This window comes from Microbacterium sp. 2MCAF23 (assembly GCF_052115565.1).
GTDB lineage: Bacteria > Actinomycetota > Actinomycetes > Actinomycetales > Microbacteriaceae > Microbacterium.
The window spans coordinates 231701-252220 of sequence record NZ_JBFRGY010000003.1; the positions used below are offsets into that span (position 1 = coordinate 231701).

The following is a 20520-nucleotide window of genomic DNA, read 5'->3' on the forward strand; positions in this document are numbered from 1 at the left end:
TGTCCGAGGCACCCGGCAGACTTGGCGGGTGACCGGAATGAGAACCTTCTGGACAGCGCTGCCCACGACCGGGCGCTGGCTGCTGTCGACCGTCGCGATCCAGACGCTGGGCCGCGGGCTGACCCTCCCCTTCACGATCATCTATCTGCACGAGGTGCGCGGGTTCGACCTGGGCGTCTCCGGTGCGCTGATGAGCGTCATCGCCGTGACGGGGCTGGTGGTCACCGCACCCGCCGGCACCCTGATCGATCGCTACGGCGCCCGGCGGATCCTGCTGGCGGGCCTCGCGTCGATGATCGCGGGCTGCACCCTTCTCGCGTTCGCGACATCGCCGGTCGTGGCGGCGATAGCGCTCGTGCTGATGGGAGTGAACTTCGGCGTCTCATGGCCCGGGTTCAATGCGCTGATCGCCACGATCGTCGCCGGTGAGCTGCGCCAGCAGTACTTCGGCGTGAACTTCGCCCTGATCAATCTCGGCATCGGCGTGGGCGGGATCCTCGGCGGCTTCTTCGTCGACGTGCACCGGCCCGAGACGTTCGTGGCGATCTTCCTGATCGACGCCGCGAGTTCGCTGATCCCGATGGCGTTGCTGCTCGGGCCGCTGCGGCATGTGCGCACGCATGCCGAGCCCGGCGACGAGCACGAAGAGCCGGCGGAGGGGTACCGGCAGATCCTGCGCCGTCCGGCGGTGCTCTGGCTCACACTGCTGACCTTCCTCGCGGTGTTCATCGGCTACGGGCAGATGGAGGGCGGGTTCCCGGCCTTCGCCCGCCAGGTGTCCGGCGTCTCGACGCAGGTCATCGGCTTCGCATTCGCGGTCAACACCGCCGTCATCGTGCTTCTGCAGTTCGCCGTCCTGAAGCTCATCGCCGGACACCGACGCACCCGCGTGATGCAGGTGATGACCCTGGTCTGGGGGTTCTCCTGGGTGCTGCTGGGGCTCACCGGCTTGCTGCCGAAGACTCTGGTCTCAGCGATCGGCGTGCTGCTGTTCATGGGCGTCTTCGCCTTCGGAGAGACCATGCTGCAGCCCACGGTGCCCGCGATCTGCAACGATCTGGCCTCCGACCGCAGCCGCGGGCGATACAACGCGATCAACGCCGCGGCTTTCCAGGGCGGGGCGATCGCCGGACCGATCGCGGCCGGCATGCTGCTCGGCGAGGGGCGTCAGATCTGGTTCATCGTGGCGATGGTGGCGGGTTCCCTGCTGATCTGCGCTCTGACGATCGCGCTCGAGCGGCGGCTGCCCGCGGCCGCGAACGGTGTGCCGCAACCGGAGGAGATCGCGGCGCGCGAGGCCTGAACGCGCGTGTGCGTGCTGCGCCCGGTCGCAGCGGAGAACACCGTTGCGCGGTCGCAGCGCTGCCTCCAGGATGGGGAAGTGTGTTTCGTTCGGATCGATAACGATCCCGCGACGAGCGCGCGCGGCGGTCGGTGACACAGGCGAGGACGATGACGTTTGCGGTGAGGCGGGCGCGGCAGCAGACCGCGCGACTCGTGCTCGTGCTGCTCGCCGCCGGACTCGTCGTGCTCGGCGTCGGGGCGACCGAGGCGCTGTCGGTCCGGCTCGTGGGCGACGGTGCGCGCCAGGTTGCGGAACACGCCGAACCGGGAACGCGCGTCACGAAGGTCACGGCGCTGCGTGCGGAGGATCCTGACGCGCAGGACCGCGCTGTGCGAGCGGCGATCACGAAGGCGTTCGCCGGCACCCCGATCGCGGTCAGCCGGATGGCCGTGAGCGAGATCTCGGTCGGCAACCCCGATGCGGTGCAGGCGATCGGCGGGGAGGGCATCGCCGATCGCGGCGAGCTCGTCGACGGCGAGTGGCCGAGACGCTCCGGCGAGGCGGCCGTGCTGGCGGCCGCCGCGGAGACGCGCGGGTGGCGGATCGGCGATCGGATCCCGCTCGGTCCGGATGCGTCCGGGGGCATCGTCGACGTCACCGTGGTCGGCACCTGGACGGCGAAGGATCCCGCCGATCCGACCTGGGCGGGAGACCCCGCGGTGGGTTCCGGTGATTCCGAAGGCGCGGCAGGGCCGGTGCTGATCACTGCGGACGACATGGCACGGCTGTGGACCACGCCGACAATCACCTGGACCGTCCAGCCGACCTCACTGACCGCCGACAGGCTGGACGGATACCGCGCGGGCCTGGCCCGGCTGGTACAGCTTCCCGCCGAGGTCGACGCGGACAACAGTTCCAACACCGCGGTCGAGGGCGCGCTCGGCGACCTGCTGGACCGCCAGACCCGGGCGGTCGCGGTCGCCCGCGGCATGATGGCGGTGCCCACTGCGATCATCGTGGCGCTCGGGGCGATCGCGATCGCCGTGATCCTGACCGCACTGGCGGGAGCCCGCCGGGAAGAACTGCGTCTGATCCGCGCGCGCGGCGCCGCAGCCACCGGCGTCGCCGCTGCGGCTGCCGGTGAGGCCACGGCGGCGACGGGCATCGGCGCCGTCCTCGCGCTGGTCGCCCTGCTCCCCGCAGGAGTCCCTGGCGCCTCGACGATCGTGGCCGCCGCGCTCACCGTCCTGATCGCCGCCGGTGCCGCCGCCTTCACCGCCGTACGTGCGTCCGCGCCGGCGGCGGTGGCACGCTCCGATGCCGGTCGGGGGATCGTGCTGGGACTCCTGCTGCCGGCGCTGGTCGTCACGGCTCTGGCGGGGTTCGCGCTCTGGCAGCTCTTCACGCGGGGCGGCGTGGTCGCGGACGACGGCACCGCGGATCCGGTCGCATCGGCCGCCGGTGCCGCATCGCTGCTCGCACTCGGCCTGCTCGTCCCGGCGCTCGCCGTGCTCGTCGCAGCGATCGCCGAACGCGTCACCCGCCGGGGTCGCGGCATCATGCCCGTGCTGCCGCTGCGCCAGATCGCGCGGCGGGCGGGTATCGCGGCGGTCGCGATCCTGTGCCTTGCCCTCGCCGCGGGATCCGCGACGATGGCGGTCGGCGTGGGCCCGCTCGCCGCCGCTGTCGACCACTCGGCCGTCCGGGCCGCGCTCGGGCTGGATGTCCGTGCGTCCGTCGGTGCACAGCAGGCGGTGCCGCTCACCGCAGCGGAGACCGCCGCGCTGCCGACGGTCACCGTTGCCGCCGAGGTGCTGAGTCGGGACGCGGAGGTCGGTGCGGACACCGTGGCATTCGTCGCCGTCGACCCGTCGGCCGTGGCGCTGCCCGCGGCGGACCGGGCGGCGCTCACGGCCGGATCCGGTGGCCGCCTGCCCGTGGCGATCACCACGGCTCTCGCGCAGCGGCTCGGCGCCGCGCAGGGGACGCGGTTCGCGATCACGCTGCGACCCGAGGGTGCGCGCCTGGAGGCTGAGGTTTCCGCGATCGTTCCGACGATCGCGGGCGTCGGATCCGGCCCCGGGATCCTCGCGGACCGCACCGCCGCCACGTCGATGGCCGAGGGGCTGCCCGCCAACGAGCTGTGGGTCGCGACCTCGGATCCGTCATCCGTGGCCGCGACGATCCGCTCCCGGGCGAAGACCCCGTTGCGGATCCTCACCCCCGCCGCGGTGAGCGACGCTCCGATCACGGGGTCGTCCGCGATCCTGCTCGCCCTGGGATCTGCGGCCGCCGCCCTCCTGGGCCTGCTCGGCTTCCTCTCGGCCGTCGCCGCGGATCGGTCCCGCCGCACGGAGGAGCGCACCGCGCTGCGCGCCCTCGGGCTCAGCACCGTACGACAGCGGTCCGCGAGGTTCGCCGAGGTGACGGGCATCGCTATCTTCGGCGCGCTCGGCGGCGTGGCGGCGGGGCTCGCCGTCGTGGCCGTGGTGCTGCCGGTCATGTGGGGGAGCGGCTCATGACGCGCCATCCCGCCGCGCCCACGGTGATCCTGCGCACCGTGCTCACTGCGCCGCTGCTCTCCGCTTTCCTCGTGCTCGCGATCGCCGCGCTGACGTTCGTGGGCGTGCTGGTGCCCGCGCTCATCGACCAGGCCCGCACCGCGACGGTGCAGCACCAGATCGACGGGATCCCCGACGTGGGTCGATCCCTCACTGCGGCGTACTCCGGCATCGCCGGCCTGGAGGGGACGTCGACAGTCGATGCGTGGTCAGGGCCCCTGGGCGTCGTCGCAACGGCCCGGGACAGGCAGCCCGAGCCGCTGCGGAGCGTTCTCGGCGCTCCTCGGATGATCGGCGCCTTCGGCGCGACCGGCCTCTTCGCCGACCGGGCCGTTCCGAAGAACCTGGTGCAGCTCGTCATGGATCCGGGGCTCGCGCGGCGCAGCGTGCTCGTGCAGGGCGAGTACCCGAAGAGCACGGATCCGGCAGAGGGGATCGAAGTGGTGCTCACGGCGCAAGCGGCCCGGGCGCTGGACTGGAAAGTCGGCGAGACCCGGCACCGGCAGGATCTCGTCGTGCGGCTGACCGGCCTGGTGGCACCGAACGGCAGTGACGAGCTCGACTGGAAGATGTTGGTCGGCTCGGTCGAGCCCGCCATCAAATACACGTCGGACGGCGACATCATCCTGCAGACCGTCGGCTTCATGGCACCGGACGAGGCGGGGATGCTCGGCGAACTGCGTGCGGAGACCTCCACCTTCTCCTGGATCCCCGTGCACAAGGAGGCGATTGATTCGGGCAGCGCCGCGAAGGTCGGCGCGCAGCTGCGACTTTTCCTGGCGAACCCGATACACGTCGGGGCGGTGGGCTCGTTCTACGACCGCGGGTTGGTCTACGTCACCCCGGTGGCGGATGCGCTCGATCGCGGAGTGGCGAGGGCTGATGCGCTCGATGCGGTCGTCGCGGTCGCTGCCGTGGGTCCTCTCGCGGTGGCTGCGGTGGTGCTGAGCCTTGCCGGACGGCAGCTGGCACTGCGTCGCTGGCGGGCCGCCGCGCTCGCCCGCGCCCGGGGCGCGTCGTTGTCGCAACTGTCCGCGGTCCTCGGCGGGGAGGCGCTCGTGCTCGGGGCGCTCGGCGCGGGAATCGGGCTGGCGGTCGGGGCGGCGCTGTCGCCGCAGGGACCGCACGCTCTGGCCTGGCTGGTGGCAGCGGTGCTGGTGCTCGTCCCGGCCTGCACCGTGCCGCTCACCGTCATCGCGGACCTGCGCCGTGCTGAACGCCGTGACGGGAGTGGACAGCGGGCGCGGCCGTGGCGGCGCATGCTCGCAGAAGCCGTCGTCGTGGTGCTCGCCGTCGCGTTCGCCGTCCTCCTCCTGAGCCGTGGCGAGGCGGTCCGGGCGGATCCGGTGCTGCTCGCGATGCCGGTGCTGATCGGCGCGGTGGGCACGGTGGTGGTGCTGAGGCTGCTCCCGCTGCTGCTGGACGGGCTGCACCGCGCCGCCGGGCGCCGCACCGGGCTGATCGCTCTTCTGGGCCCGGCCCGGGCTCTGCGCGATGCCGCGCTGCGCACCGCGCCGGCGCTCGCCGCCGTGATCGGCATCGCGGTGGCGGTCTTCTCGGTGTCGTTCGCGGCGACCGTCTCGGACGGCATCAGCCGCACGGCGCGGGACGCCACCGGCGCGGACGTGGCCGTGTCGATGCCGTACTTCGAGGACGCGCAGATCGAGGCCGCACGGAAGATCCCCGGCGTCGAGGCGGTCGCGACGCTGGACGCCGACGAGATCGGTCAGGGCGCCTCGTCCGGTGCTTCCGACCGGGTGCGCGTCTATGCGGTCGACCGGGATGCCTTCGCGCGAGTGCAGCGGGGCTCCGACGGCGCCCTGCCGCTGCCCGCGTCGCTGGCGTCGGCATCGGGTGGATCCGTGCCGGTCGTCGCCTCGGAGCAGCTGCTCGCGCAGTTCGGCGACGCGCTCACGGTGAACGGGCACGCGGTGCAGGTCGTCGCGCGCACCGCGCAGCCGACGCCGTTCGGGAGCGCGGAGAAGTGGGTGATCGTCGACCGTGCGAACATCGACAGGCTCGGCGTCGCCTCGCCCCTGGTCACGAGACTGTTCGCCTCCGTGGCGCCCGGCCACGACCCGCGTGCGGTCGCGAAAGCGCTGACGGCGCGGCTCGGCGCGACAGCCACCGCCACGACGGCCGAGCAGATCATCGCGCAAGCGGCCTCGGATCCGGCGTCGTCCGCGCTGCGCGTCGCGCTGTTCGTCGCGACGGCGATCGTGGCGATTCTGCTCGTCTTCGCCATCATGCAGACACTCCTGCTCGGATCCACGCCGCGCGCCCGGCTGCTCGCGCTGCTGCGCGCCGTCGGGTATCCGCGGCGGGCGGAGCTGCCGCTCGTGGCCTGGGAGGTGGGGCCGGCGCTCGTCGTGGCTCTTCCCGTGGGCGTCGTCTGCGGCCTCGCGATGTCGTGGCTCGTGGTCGGGGCGCTGGACCTGCGTGGTTTCACGGGAGGGCAGAACGCCCCCGCGCTCAGCCTCCCCGTGACCTGGCTGGCCGCGACGGTGCTCGGCTTCGCGGCGGTCACCGCGGTGGCCGTGCTCCTGGCGACGGCTGCGGCGATGCGGCTGCGCAGCGCGGATGCGATCAGGGTCGCGGATGACGAGGGATGACGGATGACGGCCGAGGAGAAGGACGCCACGGCGACGAGGGACGAGGGATCATGACCGCACGGAGAGGGAGCTGGCGATGACCGATGTCGACATCGCATGCGAGGGACTGGTGCGCATCTTCACCGCCAAGGGCGTGGAAGTGCAGGCGCTGCAGGGCCTGGACCTGCGCGTGGGGGCCGGGGAGATGGTCGCCCTCGTCGGCGCCTCCGGATCCGGCAAGTCCACGCTGCTCGGCATCCTCGCCGGGCTCGACGCGCCGACCGCCGGCAGCGCCCGCGTGGCCGGGCACGACCTGGTGACGATGCGCGCCGCGGAGCGACTGCGCTATCGCCGTCGCAGCGTCGGCTTCGTCTGGCAGCAGTCCGGGCGCAATCTGGTTCCGTATCTGACAGCGCGGGAGAACATCGCGTTGGCGCACGGCGTCGCCCGCACCGTGCCCGCGGGGGAGCGCGCCGGTCGCGCGCAGGCGCTGCTGGAGCTTCTCGACGTCGCAGAAGTGGCCGACCAGCGGCCTGCACAGCTGAGTGGGGGCCAGAAGCAGCGCGTCGCGATCGCCGTCGCGCTCGCGAACGAACCACGCGTGCTGCTCGCCGACGAACCCACCGGCGAGCTGGACGAGCGCACCAGCGCCGATGTGCTCGCCGCGATGCAGGCCGTCAACACCGAGCACGGCGTCACGACGCTCATCGTGACCCACGACGCCGCGGTGTCCGAGCACGTCGACCGGACCGTGCGGATCCGCGACGGCCGGACCTCGACCGAGACGCTGCGCAGCACCCACACCGACGACGAGGGGCGCGAGGTCCGCACCGCGCAGGAGTTCGCGGTGCTCGACCGGGCCGGCCGCATGCAGCTGCCCGGCGAGTTCGTGAGTGCGCTGGACCTGCGCGACCGTGTGCGCCTGACGCTGGAGCCCGACCACGTGCGGGTGGCGCCGAGTGCGGCGTCCCCGCAGGAGGAGCAGTCATGACCGAGGTGCTGCGCGCGGAAGGGCTGACTCGGGTGTTCCCCGCGCCCGGCGGCGATGTCACCGCCGTCCGCGACGTCGATCTGACGGTCTCGGCGGGGGAGCTCGTCGTGATCACCGGGCGCTCCGGATCCGGCAAGACCACGCTGCTGACGATGCTCGGCGGCCTGGACCGGCCGACCAGCGGACGGGTGCTGCTGGATGAGCACGATCTCAGCGCCGGCGACGCGAGCCACGTGCTGGGGGAGCGGATCGCCTCGATCTTCCAGACCGCGGGTCTGCTGCCGGTGCTCTCCGCAGCGGAGAACGTCGAGGTTCCGCTGCGGATCCGCCGCACGCCCGTGGCCGAGCGCGAGCAGCGCGTCGCCCGGGCGCTGGAGGCGGTGGGACTGGCGGATCACGCACGGCAGCGCCCGGCCGAACTCTCCGGCGGGCAGCAGCAGCGCGTCGGGATCGCCCGCGCACTGGTGATGGATCCGGCAGTGCTGATCGCGGATGAGCCCACCGCGCAGCTGGACAGCGAGACCGGGGCGCAGATCATGGATCTCATCGCGGGCCTCGTGCACGAGCGCGGCACCGCCGCGATCGTGGCGACGCACGATGCCGCCATGCTCACCCGCGCGGACCGGGTGCTGGATCTGCACGACGGCGTGCTGCACGAGCTCGGCCCCCGTGCGCTCGCGGCGAAGACGGGGCACCGCTGACCGACCCGGTCGTTACTGACAGCGAGACTGCATCTGAGTCACGAGACTGCAGTTCTGCCACGCAGTCTCGTCGCACAGATGCAGTCTCGCGGATCCGAGGTGCGTATGGAATCCGTGCATAATACTTGTGCACAGATTCTGTGCGTGCAAGCATGAGGGCATGGACACTCCGGAACACCCCGTCGGCATGCGCCTCGACGAACGCGCGGTGCGTGTGCTCGCCCATCCTCTGCGCTCCCGCCTCCTCGGTGAGCTGCGCGTGCACGGCCCCGCGACCGCGACCGAGCTCGCTGCGGCGCTGAGCACGAACACGGGAGCGACGAGCTATCACCTCCGCGCCCTGGAGGACGTCGGTCTCGTCGCCGACACCGGCGATGGCGCCGGGAAGCGACGGATCTGGCGAGCCAGCACCGACTACCACTCCTGGAGCAACTCCGACTTCGCCGACGACGAGGACGCGCAGGCCGCGTTGGGCTGGCTGCGCCGCGACTACGTGCGGCAGTTCGCCGCGCGTGCCGAGCGCTGGCTCGACGCTGAGGGCTCGTGGCCCGCAGCGTGGGTCGACCGCCTCGGACTGGAGGACGTGCTGCTCACGGTGACGCCGGATCAGCTCGCGGAGTTCCACGCCGAGTTCGAGGCGCTGGCCGAGAAGTACCGTCGCATCGGGGAGGGCGACCGGGCGTCGCGACGGGTGCACGTCGTCGTGCAGTCCACGCCGATCGACCTCGACCCGCCGGAGGAGTCGTGACTGCCGGCGTCGTGGGCGCCGCGGCCGGAATCGCGATCGCCGCGGCGCAGCGGCGTCTGCTCCTCCTCTCGGCGCTGCGCTGGCTCCCGGTCGGCGTGACGCTCGGGGTGACGGTGCTGCTGCCGCTCGAGCGCGGCCTGTCGATCGCCGAGATCGGATCCATCCTCGCCATCCAGGGTTTCGTGGCGCTCGCGCTGGAACTGCCCACCGGCGCCCTCGCCGACACGCTCGGCCGTCGCCCGGTGCTCGCCGCGTCCGGAGTGCTCGCGGTGGTGGCCGCCGTGCTGTTCCTGCTCGCCGACTCGTTCGCGCTGTTCGCCGTGTCGCTGCTTCTGCAGGGCGTGTTCCGCGTGCTCGACTCCGGGGCGCTGGAGGCCTGGTTCGTCGATGCCGTGCACGAGCACGATCCGCACGCCGAGGTGGCGCGCCCCCTCGCACGCGCCGCCACCGTGCTCGGCGTCGCGATCGCCGGCGGTGCGCTGGTCGGCGGCCTCCTGGTGGCGTGGCACCCGCTCGCCGGACTGTCCGCGCTCGTGCTGCCGCTGGTCGTGGCGATCGGACTGTACGCGGCCTACACGGTCCTCGTCATCGCGCTGGTCCGGGAGCCCCCTCAGGAGGGGGCTGAAACGATGCGGGTGCTCCCGGCCATGGCGCACGCCGCGCGGCAGGCCCCGCGGACGATCGCGGACGGGCTGCGCCGCGCGGTGCGCTCCCGGGTGCTGGCGGGTCTCGTGCTCGTCGAGGTGTTCTGGTCGGTCGCGAGGATCGCCTTCGAGACGCTCACCCCGGTGCAGCTGGAGGACCTGCTCGGCGGAGAAGCGGCGGCCGCCGCGGTGTTCGGGCCGGCATCGGCCGCCGCGTGGGGCTTGTTCGCCGTCGGATCCCTGCTCGCCAGCAGGCTGAGCGGCGTGATCGGAGTGGCCTGGACGGCGATCCTGAGCCGGATCCTGAACGGAGCCTTCGTCGTCCTCATGGGGCTCTCCTCGGGGATGGTCGGCCTGCTCATCGGCTACGGACTCACCTATCTCGCGCACGGCGCCGCCGGCCCCATGCACGCAGCTCTCCTGCACCGCGAGGCGGATCGGTCCACCCGGGCCACGGTGCTCTCGTTGAACTCCATGGTCTCCGGCGGGGCCTACAGCATCGGGCTGCTGGTGCTGACCGCGTTCGCCGGAGCGACGTCGGCGGCGACCGCGACGATCGTCGCCGGGGCGTTCAGCATCCTCGGCGCGGCCTGCTATCTGCCTGCCCTGCGCCAGGAGAGGGCGTCCGCTGTTAGCGTGAGCGGATGATCACCCGTGCTCCGCTGACCGCCACACAGGTGGTCGAGAGGATGTCCCGCGGCGAGAGCAACGTCATCGACTCGCGCACGAGCCGCAGCTTCGGAGAGATCTTCCGGGCGAACGCCTTCACCCGCGTGAACGGCATCTACCTGGTGATGTTCCTGCTGATCCTGGGCACCGGCTACCTCATCGACGGACTGTTCGGACTGCTCATCATCGTCAACAGCGTGGTCGGCATGGTGCAGGAGATCCGGGCGAAGCGCACGCTGGACCGGCTCGCGCTGCTGAGCAAGGCTCCGGCCCGTGTGGAGCGGGCCGAGGGTGTCTCGGAGATCGATGTGGAGCACCTCGTGCTCGACGATGTCGTGCTCGTCGCCGCGGGAGATCAGATCCCGGTGGACGGCGAAGTGCTCGATGCGACGGGCTTCGAAGTGGACGAGTCACTGCTCACGGGGGAGTCGGAGCCGGTTCTCGCCGGAGCCGGATACGAGCTCAAGTCGGGCAGTTTCGTCGCCGCGGGATCCGCGAGCTTCCGCGCGACGGCCGTCGGGGAGCACGCATACGCCGCGCGGCTCGCCAAGGAGGCCTCGGAGTTCCGCAAGCCCTCCTCGCAGCTGCGCGCCGGGATCGACCAGATCCTCAAGTACGTGACCTGGGCGCTGATCCCGGTGGGCGTGCTCACGATCATCAACCAGATCTGGGGGCATGCACAGGACTGGCGCAGCGCGGTACGGGGGCTGGTCGCCGCGCTCGTGCCGATGGTGCCGGAGGGCCTCGTGCTGATGACGAGCGTCGCCATGGCGGTGGGTGTGATCCGCCTCGGCCGTCGGCAATGCCTGGTCCAGGACCTGCCTGCGATCGAGCAGCTCGCCCGGGTGGACGTCGTGTGCACGGACAAGACCGGGACGTTGACCGAGGACGGCATGCGGGTGGGGGCCGTGGAACGGCTCGGCACCGACGGCGCCCGCATCGAGGCGGCGCTCGCTGCGATCGGGCGCGCGGAGGGCAAGCCCAACGCCAGCATGACGGCGATCCTCGAGCATGTGGGCGACGTGCCGGCTCTTCCGGTGCAGACGTCGATCGCGTTCTCCTCGGCGCGCAAGTGGGCGGCGATGCAGACGGCGGATGCCGAGACCGGCGCGGTGGAGAGCTGGGTGCTCGGCGCGCCGGACGTCTTGCTGTCTGTCGGCGACGCCGCCCGCACCCGTTCCGACGCGCTCGCCTCGGAGGGGCTGCGCGTGCTCGCTCTCGCGCGCACCGCGTCCGCCTTGCCGGGCGCCGAGGCCGCGGGAGACGGTCTCCCCGACGGACTCACCGCCACCGCGCTCGTGATCCTCGACCAGCGGCTGCGCGCCGAGGCGCCGGGTGCGATCGCCTACTTCGCGGAGCAGGACGTGGCGATCAAGGTCATCTCGGGCGACAACGCGGCCGCGGTGGGCGCCATCGCCGCCGAAGCCGGAGTACCCGACGGGCGCAATGCCGTCGACGCGCGCACCCTGGATCCGGACTCCGCGCACTTCGACGCTGAGGTGCAGGGCCGCACGGCGTTCGGCCGGGTCACCCCCACGCAGAAGCGCGCGATGGTGCATTCGCTGCAGGGCGACGGTCACGTCGTGGCGATGACCGGCGACGGGGTCAACGACGTGCTCGCGCTCAAGGACGCCGATGTGGGCGTGGCGATGGGATCCGGCTCGCCGGCCGCGCGCGCTGTGTCGCGCATCGTGCTGCTGGACAACTCGTTCGCCACGCTGCCGCACGTGGTCGCCGAGGGGCGCCGCGTCATCGGCAACATCGAGCGGGTCGCGACGCTGTTCCTCACCAAGACGCTGTACTCGATCCTTCTGGCGCTGCTGGTGGCCGTCACCGCGGTGCCGTTCCCGTTCCTGCCTCGGCACGTCACGCTCATCGCGTGGTTCACGATCGGGATCCCGGCGTTCTTCCTCGCCCTCGCCCCGAACACGGCGCGCGCGCAGGACGGCTTCGTGCGCCGCGTGCTGGATGCGGCGGTGCCGGGCGGAATCGGCGCGGCACTCGCGTCCTACGGTGCGTATCTGACCGCGCGCACGGTGTTCGGGACGGGGCACGCCGAGGGCAAGCTGACCTCGTCGACGGCGTTCCTGGCCCTCGTGATCGTCGCGTTCTTCGTACTGATCAGCGTGGCTCGCCCGTTCCGGCCGTGGAAGATCGGGCTCGTCGGCGCCATGATCGGCGGCATGCTCGTCGTGATCCTCACCCCGTTCGGATCCAGGGTGTTCGACGTCGATCTGCATGATCCACGGGCGGTGCTGATCGCGTGCGCGTTCGGCGCCGCAGGGATCGCCGCACGGTTCGGCGCCAGAACCGTGCTGCGCGCGATCTACGGTGCCGTGTCCCGCCGCCGGCAGCGGCGCGAGGCGGCCGTCCGCTCCTGACCTCGGGGGCGCGGGCCTACTCCGCGCGGGCGAGCACTGCTCGTCGGGCCGCGCGTATCCGGCTGACGTGCGCACGCTCGGCGAGCGCCGCCCCGATGCCGCCCACCTGCCGGGCGAGATCCTGTGCCTGCCGCTCCACGAGCGCGTGGAAGAGTGCGGCCGCGACGAGACTCAGGGGGATCCCGACCAGGCACGCGAGCCACCACTGCTCCGCGCCGAGCAGGTAGCAGAGCGACGCCAGGATCGGGGCGTGCACGAGGTACAGGCTGAACGACACCTTCCCCAGCCACTGCATCGTCCGGGTCTCGAGCAGCCGGTGTGCGCCTGGCCACACGATGGCGAGCACGACGAGCAGCGCGGCACCGGCACCGGCGAGCGCCCACAGCACGTCCGCCACGACCGTGTCCCCGGTGAGCGGACGCGCCAGCCAGCTTGCGATGAGCAGGACCGAGGCGGCCGCCGCAAGCCAGGGGAGGGTCCGGCGCACCCGCGCTCGGTCGGCCCAGGTCTGCAGATCCGCGAAACGCACGGCGATCAGGGTGCCGAGCAGGAACACGGGCAGGTAGGCGAGCGCGGAGTTGCCCGTCGTGCGTCCCAGGAACATGAGGACGACGGCCAGCGCGGCCGCGGGCATCGCGAACCGGCGCACGCGCAGCGCGACCCAGAGGTACAGCGGCAGCAGCAGCGAGAAGAACAGCTCCCAGCGCAGCGACCACAGCACGTTGTCGATCGGATAGTCCGATCGCAGCAGGGTCATCTGCGAGAGCACGTCGCCGGCCGACACGCTGGTCGCCTGCGCGTCCTGCATCCACGAGTCCTCGGGCATCGTGGACGCATCGCGCGGGATCAGTTGGACCAGCAGCGCGGCGGAGCCCAGTGCCGCGATCACCGGCACGTACAGCCGTACCAGGCGCGCCGGGTAGTACCGCGCCCAGGAGAAGCCCGTCCGCAGTGCAGGCAGGGCGACGACCATCCCGGACAGCACGAAGAACACCATGACGGCCTCGGATCCGGCCAGCAGCAGCTTGAGCGGGGACTGCGTCAGCAGGGCCCAGCCGGCAGGATCGATCCATGGCTCCGCGATCAGCGAGGCATGGTGGATGAGGACGATCCCCGCGGCGAGACCGCGGAGTCCATCGAGAGACCTGATCCTGCTGTTACCGTTCCGTGACATCCCTTTCCACGGTAGGGACCGAGTCTGGACGCCTCCTGGATCGCGCCTCAGAGCCCGCAAAAGGGGCGGGTTCAGTCCTCCGCGACGACCACGACCTCGCCGCCCGTGAGCGCGACGAGCTCCGCAAACGACAGGGGCATGACGGTGTGCGGGGTGCCTCCGGCGGTCCAGACGATGTCGTAGTCGCGCAGCGCGGCGTCGATGACGGTGCGCACCGGAGCGGGGTGGCCGACCGGCGCGACGCCTCCGATGGCCTGCCCCGTCACCTCCCGCACGGTCGCCGCGGGCGCCATCGCCACCGACTTCGCATCCACGGCCTCAGTGAGCAGGCCGAGATCGACGCGGTGCCGGCCGCTGGTCATCACGAGCAGGGGCTCGCCGTCGGCGAGGAAGAGCAGGCTGGAACCGATCGCCCCGACCTCGCAGCCCAGTGCCGCGGCGGCCTCGACGGCAGTACGTGCGGAATCGGGCAGCTCCCGCACCTGCGCAGCGAGGCCCGCGGCGCGCACGTGCTCCTGCACGATCCTGCTCCGCTCGGGGAGGGCGGCGGTCTGCTCTGACGTACGACCAGGCTGCTCTGTCATGCGACCATGCTGGCACAGCGTCCGCGCGCCCCGGCACCGGCTCGGGGCATGGAACGATGGAAGCATGAGCACCGCCAACCTCACCTGCACCGAGACCGCCGCGCGATCCGCGGCGGTCGACCTGCACCGCATCCGGCTCGAGCTCGACGTCACCGGCGCGCTCGACGCGGCGAACACGGGGTTCCCCGTGACGACGACGCTCGAATTCGATGCGACGACCGCCGAAACCTGGGCGGACTTCCTCGGCGAGGCCGTGCACGAGGTCGTGGTGAACGGGCAGTCCCGCGATGTGGAATGGGACGGCGCGCGGATCCGGCTCCGCGGTCTGGTAGCGCACAACACCGTCGTCATCCGCGCGACCGGCGCATACAGCCGTTCAGGGGAGGGGCTGCACCGGTTCGTCGATCCGGTCGACGCCGGCGTCTACCTGTACACGCACGACGAGCCGGCCGACGCCCGGCGGTTCATGGCGTGTTTCGAGCAGCCCGACATGAAGGCGGCGATCACGGTCGTGGTGACCGCGCCGGAGGGCTGGGAGACGCTGTCGAACCAGTCGCCCGTCGCCACCAGCACCCGCGACGGAGCGCAGACGGTCGAGTTCGCGCCGACGCTGCCGCTGTCCAGCTACCTGACCTGCATCGCGGCGGGTCCCTATGCGCGCGTGTCGTCGGAGTGGCGCCGTGACGACGTCGTCGTACCGCTGTCGGTGCTCAGCCGGGCGTCGATGGCCGAGCACCTCGCCGCCGACGAGATCCTCGAGGTCACGCGGCAGGGCCTGGACTTCTTCGCCGAGGCGTTCGACTTCCCGTATCCGTGGGGCAAGTACGACCAGATCTTCGTGCCCGAGTACAACATCGGCGCCATGGAGAACCCGGGCCTGGTCACCTTCACCGAGTCGTACCTGTACCGGGGCGCCGCGACCCGGGCCCAGCGGCAGGCGCGGGCGAACACCATCCTGCACGAGATGGCGCACATGTGGTTCGGCGATCTCGTCACGATGCAGTGGTGGGACGACCTGTGGCTCAAGGAGTCGTTCGCGGACTACATGGGCTCGCACGCGTCGGTCGCCGCGACCGAGTACACCGACGCCTGGGTGGCCTTCGCGAACCGGCGCAAGGCCTGGGCGTACACGCAGGACCAGCTGCCCAGCACGCATCCGATCGTCGCCGACATCCCGGACCTCGAGGCCGCGAAGCTGAACTTCGACGGGATCACTTACGCGAAGGGCGCCGCCGTGCTCAAGCAGCTCGTCGCGTTCGTCGGCGAGGAGGCGTTCTTCGAAGGCGCCCGCCGCTACTTCGCGAGGCACGCGTACGGCAACACCACGCTCGAAGACCTGCTGGTGGAGCTCGAGCTGGCGTCCGGCCGCGACATGCGGGCCTGGGCACAGGCATGGCTGCAGACCACCGGCATGAGCACGGTGAGCATCGAGCGCGATGCGGACGGTGACGCCGTGGTCGTGCAGACCGACCCGCGACCGCACCGGCTGCAGATCGGCCTGTACGACCTGCAGGGCGACACGCTGGTGCTGCGCGAGCGGATCCCGGTCGATCTCGCCGAGGAGCGGACTCCCGTCGCCCTTCCCGATGCCGACCTGGTCCTGCTCAACGACGGCGACCTCACGTATGCGAAGGCGCGGCTGGACGAGCGCTCGCTGTCCGCCGTCGAGCGCGGGCTCTCCTGGATCGACGACCCGCTCGCGCGCGGCCTGATCTGGTCGGCGCTGTGGAACGCCACGCGCGACGGCGAGCTCGCCGTCGCGAAGTACCTGGAGATCGTCGTCGCGCACGCGCCCCGGGAGACCGACAGCTCGCTGCTCGGCGGGGTGGTGCTGAACGCCCCGTCCGCGATCGGGCACTATCTGCCCGAGTCTGAACGGGCGGATGCGCGGCGCGCCTGGCTGGATGCGACCTGGGCGGCACTCGGCGGTGCTGCGGCCGGCAGCGACGCCCAGCTGATCTGGGCGCGCGCGTTCGCCGCGGCGGCGGCGTTCGACGACAGCAGACGTCTCGACGTCTCCACCCTGCTGATCGGAGCGGGGCCCCAGGGACTCCCCATGGACGCCGATCTGCGCTGGGTGCTGCTGACCGCACTCGTGGCCACCGGCCACGCCGGGGCGGAGGAGATCACCGAGGAGCAGCTGCGCGACCACACCGCGAGTGGACGCACGGCGGCACTCGCCGCGGCGGCGTCGACGCCGAGCGCCGCGGTGCGCGCCGCCGACTGGCGGGCGGCCTGGGGCGACCTGACGCTCACGAACGATCACCTCGACGCCACCATCCGCGGTTTCGGGGCAGGCGGGCGCCGCGATCTCGTCGAGGTCTTCGACGTGGAGTACTTCTCGCGCATCGAGGAGGCCTGGAGCGAGCGCTCCATCGAGATCGCCCGGCGCCTCGTGATCGGGCTCTACCCCGAGACGGAGACCACCGAGCTCGTGGACGGCTGGCTCGACACGCACCCGGAGGCCCCCGCCGCCATCCGACGGCTCGTGCTCGAGCAGCGCGACCATCAGCAGCGCGCAATCCGGGTGCGCGAGGCGCAGGGTGTCCTCGCGGGCTGAGCCACGCGGCGTCAGGGCGGCAAGTCGCGGCCTCCGGATGCCGGAGCGCTCGGACCGGCGGATCTAAAGTGTGCGCATGACATTCGCGACGCTGGCGCTGCTGGTGCTGGTGGGACTCGCCGGTCCCCTGCTCTCCACGAGGCGCGCCTGGCGGATCCCGGTGATCGCCGGAGAGCTCGCCGCAGGACTCCTGATCGGATCGACCGGGTTCGGCTGGGTGGACGCCGCGGAGCCGACGTTCACGCTGCTGGCCCAGCTCGGATTCGGTCTCATCATGCTGGTGATCGGCTCGCACATCCCCGTCCGGGACACCGTCGTGCGCGCGGCGGTGGGGCGCGGAGCGGGCGGCGCCGCGATCGTGGCCGCGGTCGCCGTGGCGCTGGGCGTCGGGACCGCCTTGCTGTTCGGGACGTCGCACGGCGCCGTCTACGCCGTGCTCATCGCATCCTCGTCCGCGGCGCTCGTGCTGCCCATGCTGCAGTCCCTGGACATCTCGGCCGATTCCGCCGCGCAACTGATCGCGCAGATCGCGATCGCCGATGTCGCGTGCATCGTCGCGCTCCCTCTCGTGCTGCAACCCGAGAGGGTGCCGCTCGTCGCACTCGGCGGGTTGGGCATCGCCGTGGTCGGGGTCCTGCTCGTGGTGCTGCTGCGCCGGGTCGGCACGCATCGTCTGCGCGTCCTGCACGAGGTGTCGGAGTCGCGTCAGTTCGCGCTCGAGCTGCGCTTCAGCCTGCTCGCCCTGTTCGGGCTGGCCGGGATCGCTCAGTTCACGCACGTCTCGGTCATGATGGCGGGCTTCACCCTGGGGCTGGTTCTGTCTGCAGTCGGTCAGCCTCGTCGACTGGCCCGCCAGCTGTTCGGCATGACCGAGGGATTCTTCGGGCCGCTGTTCTTCGTCTGGCTCGGCGCCTCGATCAATCTGCGCGATCTCGGATCCCACCCGCAGATGATCCTGCTCGGTCTCGTGCTGGGTGCTGCGGCGGTCATCGCCCACCTCGCAGGGCGCATCACCGGCCTGCCCTGGGCGCAGGCGGTGGCCTCAGCGGGACAGCTCGGCGTCCCCGTCGCCGCGGTCGCGCTCGGCGTCGAGACCCGCGCACTGCTGCCCGGAGAGGGAGCCGCGATCCTGCTCGGAGCTCTGGTGGCGGTTGTCGCGTCCTCGGCGGCGGTCGCCGTCGTCTCGAGACGGAACGCCGCAGCGTCCCCGCGCGCCGGCGCGGAGGGATGACCGCGGTCAGACCTCGAGGTCGTCGCCGGGATTCAACGCGACGAAATCGCCGCCGTCCTGCTCGGTGGCCCATTTCAGGCGTGCGCGGTGCATGGTCGCACCGATCACCGAGAGCGTCATGTCGTGCGTGCCGAATGCGCGGCGCGGCTTCACGGCGAGTACGAAGTCGATCGCATCCCCGATCTTCAGCCAGGGGGCGCCGAGAGGTGCGGCGAGGGTGCCAACCGTGACACCCTCCGGGACGGCATACGAGTCACCGGGGTAGTACAGCTCGTCGTCCACCAGCACGCCGACGTTGTCGACGAGCGGGATCGAGGAGTGGATCTCGGCGTGCACGCCGCCGAAGAAGCGCAGCGTGAAGTCTCCCACGGTCACGGTGTCGCCGGGAGCGACCTCGGTGATCTCGTATCCCTCCGCGGCGCGCACGACGCCGGCGGGCGCGAAGATCGGCGTTCCGGGCGCGTCGCGCAGGATGCGATCCAGGTGGTCGGGAGTCCAATGGTCGGCATGCTCATGGGTGATCACGATGCCCACGAGGTGCTGCAGGTCGTCCAGGGGGAGTGTGAAGCTCCCCGGATCGATGAGCAGAGTCTGCCCGTGGTCCTCGACGCGGAGCGCCGCGTGCTCATGCTTGGTGATGCGCATTCCTCGAGCGTAATCCCGTGGGGCCGCGACACACCCGGGGTTCGCGTCGAGCCGGGCTCGATTTGGCGGGTGCTGAGCGTCATGTCATACTTGAACGGTTGTCGCGAGACGGAAACGGATCGCCAAGACGGCCCCATCGTATAGCGGCCTAGTACGCCGCCCTCTCACGGCGGTAACGCGGGTTCGAATCCCGCTGGGGTCACAGACAGCACACGAAAGCCCTCGGTTCGCCGAGGGCTTTCGTCGTCTCCGGATCGGGTGCGCCTCGGTATCCTCGAAACGTGGCTGAGCGACAGGGCATTCTCGCGTCGATCGAGAACGATTTCCCCCAGTGGTACCAGGACGTCCTGGAGAAGGCGCAACTGGCGGACAACGGTCCGGTGCGCGGCACGATGGTCATGCGCCCGTACTCCTACGCGATGTGGGAGGGGATGCAGTCCGCCATGGACGCGCGCATCAAGGCCACCGGTGCGGAGAACGTCTATCTTCCGCTGTTCATCCCGCAGTCCTATCTGGAGCGCGAGGCCGAGCACGTCGAGGGCTTCAGCCCCGAGCTCGCCGTGGTGACCCACGCCGGAGGCAAGGAGCTCGCCGAGCCGGTCGTCGTCCGTCCGACGAGCGAGACTCTGTTCGGCGAGGTCATGGCGAAGTGGATCCAGTCGCATCGCGATCTGCCCCTGCTGCTGAACCAGTGGGCCAACGTCGTCCGCTGGGAGATGCGCCCCCGGGTCTTCCTGCGCACCACCGAGTTCCTCTGGCAGGAGGGGCACACCGCGCACGCCACGCGGGAGGATGCTGCGGACTATGCGCGCCGCATCCACCTGGACGTCTACAAGGACTTCCTGGAGAACGTGCTGGCCATCCCGGTGCTCCCCGGCTTCAAGACCCCGTCCGAGCGCTTCGCGGGAGCGATCAACACCATGACCTGCGAGGCCATGATGGGCGACGGCAAGGCCCTGCAGATGGCGACCTCGCACGAGCTGGGGCAGAACTTCGCGAACGCGTTCGGCATCACGTTCTCCGACGCGGAGGGCGTCGCGCGGACCGCCTGGACCACGTCGTGGGGCTCGTCCACCCGCATGATGGGCGGGCTCATCATGTCGCACGGGGACGCGTCCGGCCTCGTCCTGCCGCCGCGCATCGCGCCGCACCAGGTCGTCGTGCTCGTCGTGAAGGAGGACGCACGCACCCTCGCGGCGGCGCAGACGATCGTCGCCGACCTCACGGCCGCCGGTGTCCGTGTGAAGCTCGACGACCGCACGCAGACGGGGTTCGGCCGGCGCGCGACCGAGTGGGAGCTCAAGGGCGTGCCGGTGCGCATCGAGGTGGGGCCGCGGGATCTGGACGCCGAAGAACTCACCGTCGTGCGCCGCGACCGTGCCGGCAAGCAGCGGTCCCGCTGGACCGAGGCCGTCCAGCGCGTACCCGCACTGCTGGACGAAATCCAGGCCGACCTCTTCGCCGCCGCTCGCACCCGCCTGGGTGACCGCACCGCACGCGTGTCCACCATCGCCGAGGCCCGTGAGGCCGCCCGGACCGGGTTCGCCGTCATCGACTGGAGCGCACTCGGCGAGGCGGGAGAGAAGGAGCTGAACCGGGATGCCATCACGGTGCGCTGCCTGCAGACTCGCGACGGCCGCCTGCCCGACCCGCACGAGCCGGAGCAGGATCTGGTGGCGGTCGTCGCGCGCGCCTACTGACCGCGGCCCGCTCCGGCGCGGATCGAAACCCGCGAGCCCGCGCGCGGAGCGGCGG

General features: G+C 71.5%; 14 protein-coding genes and 1 tRNA gene. 12 read left to right on the forward strand and 3 right to left on the reverse strand.

Going from position 1 to position 20520, the window contains the following annotated elements; genetic code table 11:
* Window positions 1-37: 37 nt before the first annotated feature.
* From AB4078_RS04540 to AB4078_RS04575, 8 genes are all read left to right on the forward strand, one after another.
* On the forward strand, window positions 38-1303 hold the full coding sequence (locus tag AB4078_RS04540; RefSeq protein ID WP_441976153.1) for an MFS transporter: 1266 nt from the start codon (window positions 38-40) through the stop codon (window positions 1301-1303).
* Window positions 1304-1452: 149 nt separating this feature from the next.
* Complete coding sequence (locus tag AB4078_RS04545; RefSeq protein ID WP_441976128.1) at window positions 1453-3807, forward strand: hypothetical protein; 2355 nt, start codon at window positions 1453-1455, stop codon at window positions 3805-3807.
* On the forward strand, window positions 3804-6458 hold the full coding sequence (locus tag AB4078_RS04550; protein WP_441976129.1) for an FtsX-like permease family protein: 2655 nt from the start codon (window positions 3804-3806) through the stop codon (window positions 6456-6458). Before AB4078_RS04545 ends, AB4078_RS04550 begins: the two co-directional genes overlap by 4 nt.
* 76 nt (window positions 6459-6534) lie before the next feature.
* Window positions 6535-7428: an ABC transporter ATP-binding protein gene (locus AB4078_RS04555; RefSeq protein ID WP_441976130.1), complete on the forward strand. Its 894-nt coding sequence runs from the start codon at window positions 6535-6537 to the stop codon at window positions 7426-7428.
* On the forward strand, window positions 7425-8129 hold the full coding sequence (locus tag AB4078_RS04560; protein ID WP_440731994.1) for an ABC transporter ATP-binding protein: 705 nt from the start codon (window positions 7425-7427) through the stop codon (window positions 8127-8129). The genes AB4078_RS04555 and AB4078_RS04560 overlap by 4 nt, the downstream gene beginning before the upstream one ends.
* Window positions 8130-8289: 160 nt before the next feature.
* Window positions 8290-8877, forward strand: coding sequence for a helix-turn-helix domain-containing protein (locus AB4078_RS04565; protein WP_440731993.1), 588 nt, complete (start codon window positions 8290-8292; stop codon window positions 8875-8877).
* Window positions 8874-10169 (forward strand): MFS transporter, encoded by a 1296-nt coding sequence (locus AB4078_RS04570; protein ID WP_441976131.1) that lies wholly within the window; start codon window positions 8874-8876, stop codon window positions 10167-10169. The genes AB4078_RS04565 and AB4078_RS04570 overlap by 4 nt, the downstream gene beginning before the upstream one ends.
* On the forward strand, window positions 10166-12571 hold the full coding sequence (locus tag AB4078_RS04575; protein WP_441976132.1) for an HAD-IC family P-type ATPase: 2406 nt from the start codon (window positions 10166-10168) through the stop codon (window positions 12569-12571). Before AB4078_RS04570 ends, AB4078_RS04575 begins: the two co-directional genes overlap by 4 nt.
* Window positions 12572-12587: 16 nt before the next feature.
* On the opposite strand, the gene AB4078_RS04580 is transcribed toward AB4078_RS04575, so the two are convergent.
* Complete coding sequence (locus AB4078_RS04580; RefSeq protein ID WP_441976133.1) at window positions 12588-13745, reverse strand: acyltransferase family protein; 1158 nt, start codon at window positions 13743-13745, stop codon at window positions 12588-12590.
* 71 nt (window positions 13746-13816) lie between these two features.
* Window positions 13817-14329 carry a YbaK/EbsC family protein gene (locus tag AB4078_RS04585; protein ID WP_441976134.1) on the reverse strand — a complete coding sequence of 171 codons (513 nt, stop codon included), beginning with the start codon at window positions 14327-14329 and terminating at the stop codon, window positions 13817-13819.
* A 64-nt stretch (window positions 14330-14393) separates the two neighbouring features.
* On the opposite strand from AB4078_RS04585, the gene pepN reads away from it, so the two are divergent.
* Together pepN and AB4078_RS04595 are read left to right on the forward strand one after the other, a co-directional pair.
* Window positions 14394-16889, forward strand: coding sequence for an aminopeptidase N (pepN, locus tag AB4078_RS04590; RefSeq protein WP_441976135.1), 2496 nt, complete (start codon window positions 14394-14396; stop codon window positions 16887-16889).
* Between the two features lie 76 nt (window positions 16890-16965).
* Window positions 16966-18120 carry a cation:proton antiporter gene (locus tag AB4078_RS04595; protein WP_441976136.1) on the forward strand — a complete coding sequence of 385 codons (1155 nt, stop codon included), beginning with the start codon at window positions 16966-16968 and terminating at the stop codon, window positions 18118-18120.
* 6 nt (window positions 18121-18126) lie between these two features.
* Here the strand turns inward: AB4078_RS04595 and AB4078_RS04600 are convergent, their stop codons facing one another.
* Complete coding sequence (locus tag AB4078_RS04600) at window positions 18127-18765, reverse strand: MBL fold metallo-hydrolase (protein ID WP_441976137.1); 639 nt, start codon at window positions 18763-18765, stop codon at window positions 18127-18129.
* A 129-nt stretch (window positions 18766-18894) separates the two neighbouring features.
* Between AB4078_RS04600 and AB4078_RS04605 the strand changes: the two genes are divergently transcribed.
* A tRNA-Glu gene (locus AB4078_RS04605) sits at window positions 18895-18967 on the forward strand.
* A gap of 79 nt (window positions 18968-19046) precedes the next feature.
* Entirely contained in the window at window positions 19047-20465 is a 1419-nt protein-coding gene (gene proS, locus AB4078_RS04610) for a proline--tRNA ligase (RefSeq protein WP_441976138.1), read from the forward strand.
* Window positions 20466-20520: the final 55 nt, after the last annotated feature.

What these genes read in the sequence shown, in the direction of transcription:
- AB4078_RS04540 (WP_441976153.1), top strand. Translation starts at nt 38, where the DNA reads ATGAGAACCTTCTGGACAGCGCTGCCCACGACCGGGCGCTGGCTGCTG.
- AB4078_RS04550 (WP_441976129.1), top strand. Translation starts at nt 3,804, where the DNA reads ATGACGCGCCATCCCGCCGCGCCCACGGTGATCCTGCGCACCGTGCTC.
- AB4078_RS04595 (WP_441976136.1), top strand. Translation starts at nt 16,966, where the DNA reads ATGACATTCGCGACGCTGGCGCTGCTGGTGCTGGTGGGACTCGCCGGT.
- AB4078_RS04565 (WP_440731993.1), top strand. Translation starts at nt 8,290, where the DNA reads ATGGACACTCCGGAACACCCCGTCGGCATGCGCCTCGACGAACGCGCG.
- AB4078_RS04545 (WP_441976128.1), top strand. Translation starts at nt 1,453, where the DNA reads ATGACGTTTGCGGTGAGGCGGGCGCGGCAGCAGACCGCGCGACTCGTG.
- AB4078_RS04580 (WP_441976133.1), bottom strand. Translation starts at nt 13,745, where the DNA reads ATGTCACGGAACGGTAACAGCAGGATCAGGTCTCTCGATGGACTCCGC.
- AB4078_RS04555 (WP_441976130.1), top strand. Translation starts at nt 6,535, where the DNA reads ATGACCGATGTCGACATCGCATGCGAGGGACTGGTGCGCATCTTCACC.
- pepN (WP_441976135.1), top strand. Translation starts at nt 14,394, where the DNA reads ATGAGCACCGCCAACCTCACCTGCACCGAGACCGCCGCGCGATCCGCG.
- AB4078_RS04560 (WP_440731994.1), top strand. Translation starts at nt 7,425, where the DNA reads ATGACCGAGGTGCTGCGCGCGGAAGGGCTGACTCGGGTGTTCCCCGCG.
- AB4078_RS04600 (WP_441976137.1), bottom strand. Translation starts at nt 18,765, where the DNA reads ATGCGCATCACCAAGCATGAGCACGCGGCGCTCCGCGTCGAGGACCAC.
- AB4078_RS04575 (WP_441976132.1), top strand. Translation starts at nt 10,166, where the DNA reads ATGATCACCCGTGCTCCGCTGACCGCCACACAGGTGGTCGAGAGGATG.
- AB4078_RS04585 (WP_441976134.1), bottom strand. Translation starts at nt 14,329, where the DNA reads ATGACAGAGCAGCCTGGTCGTACGTCAGAGCAGACCGCCGCCCTCCCC.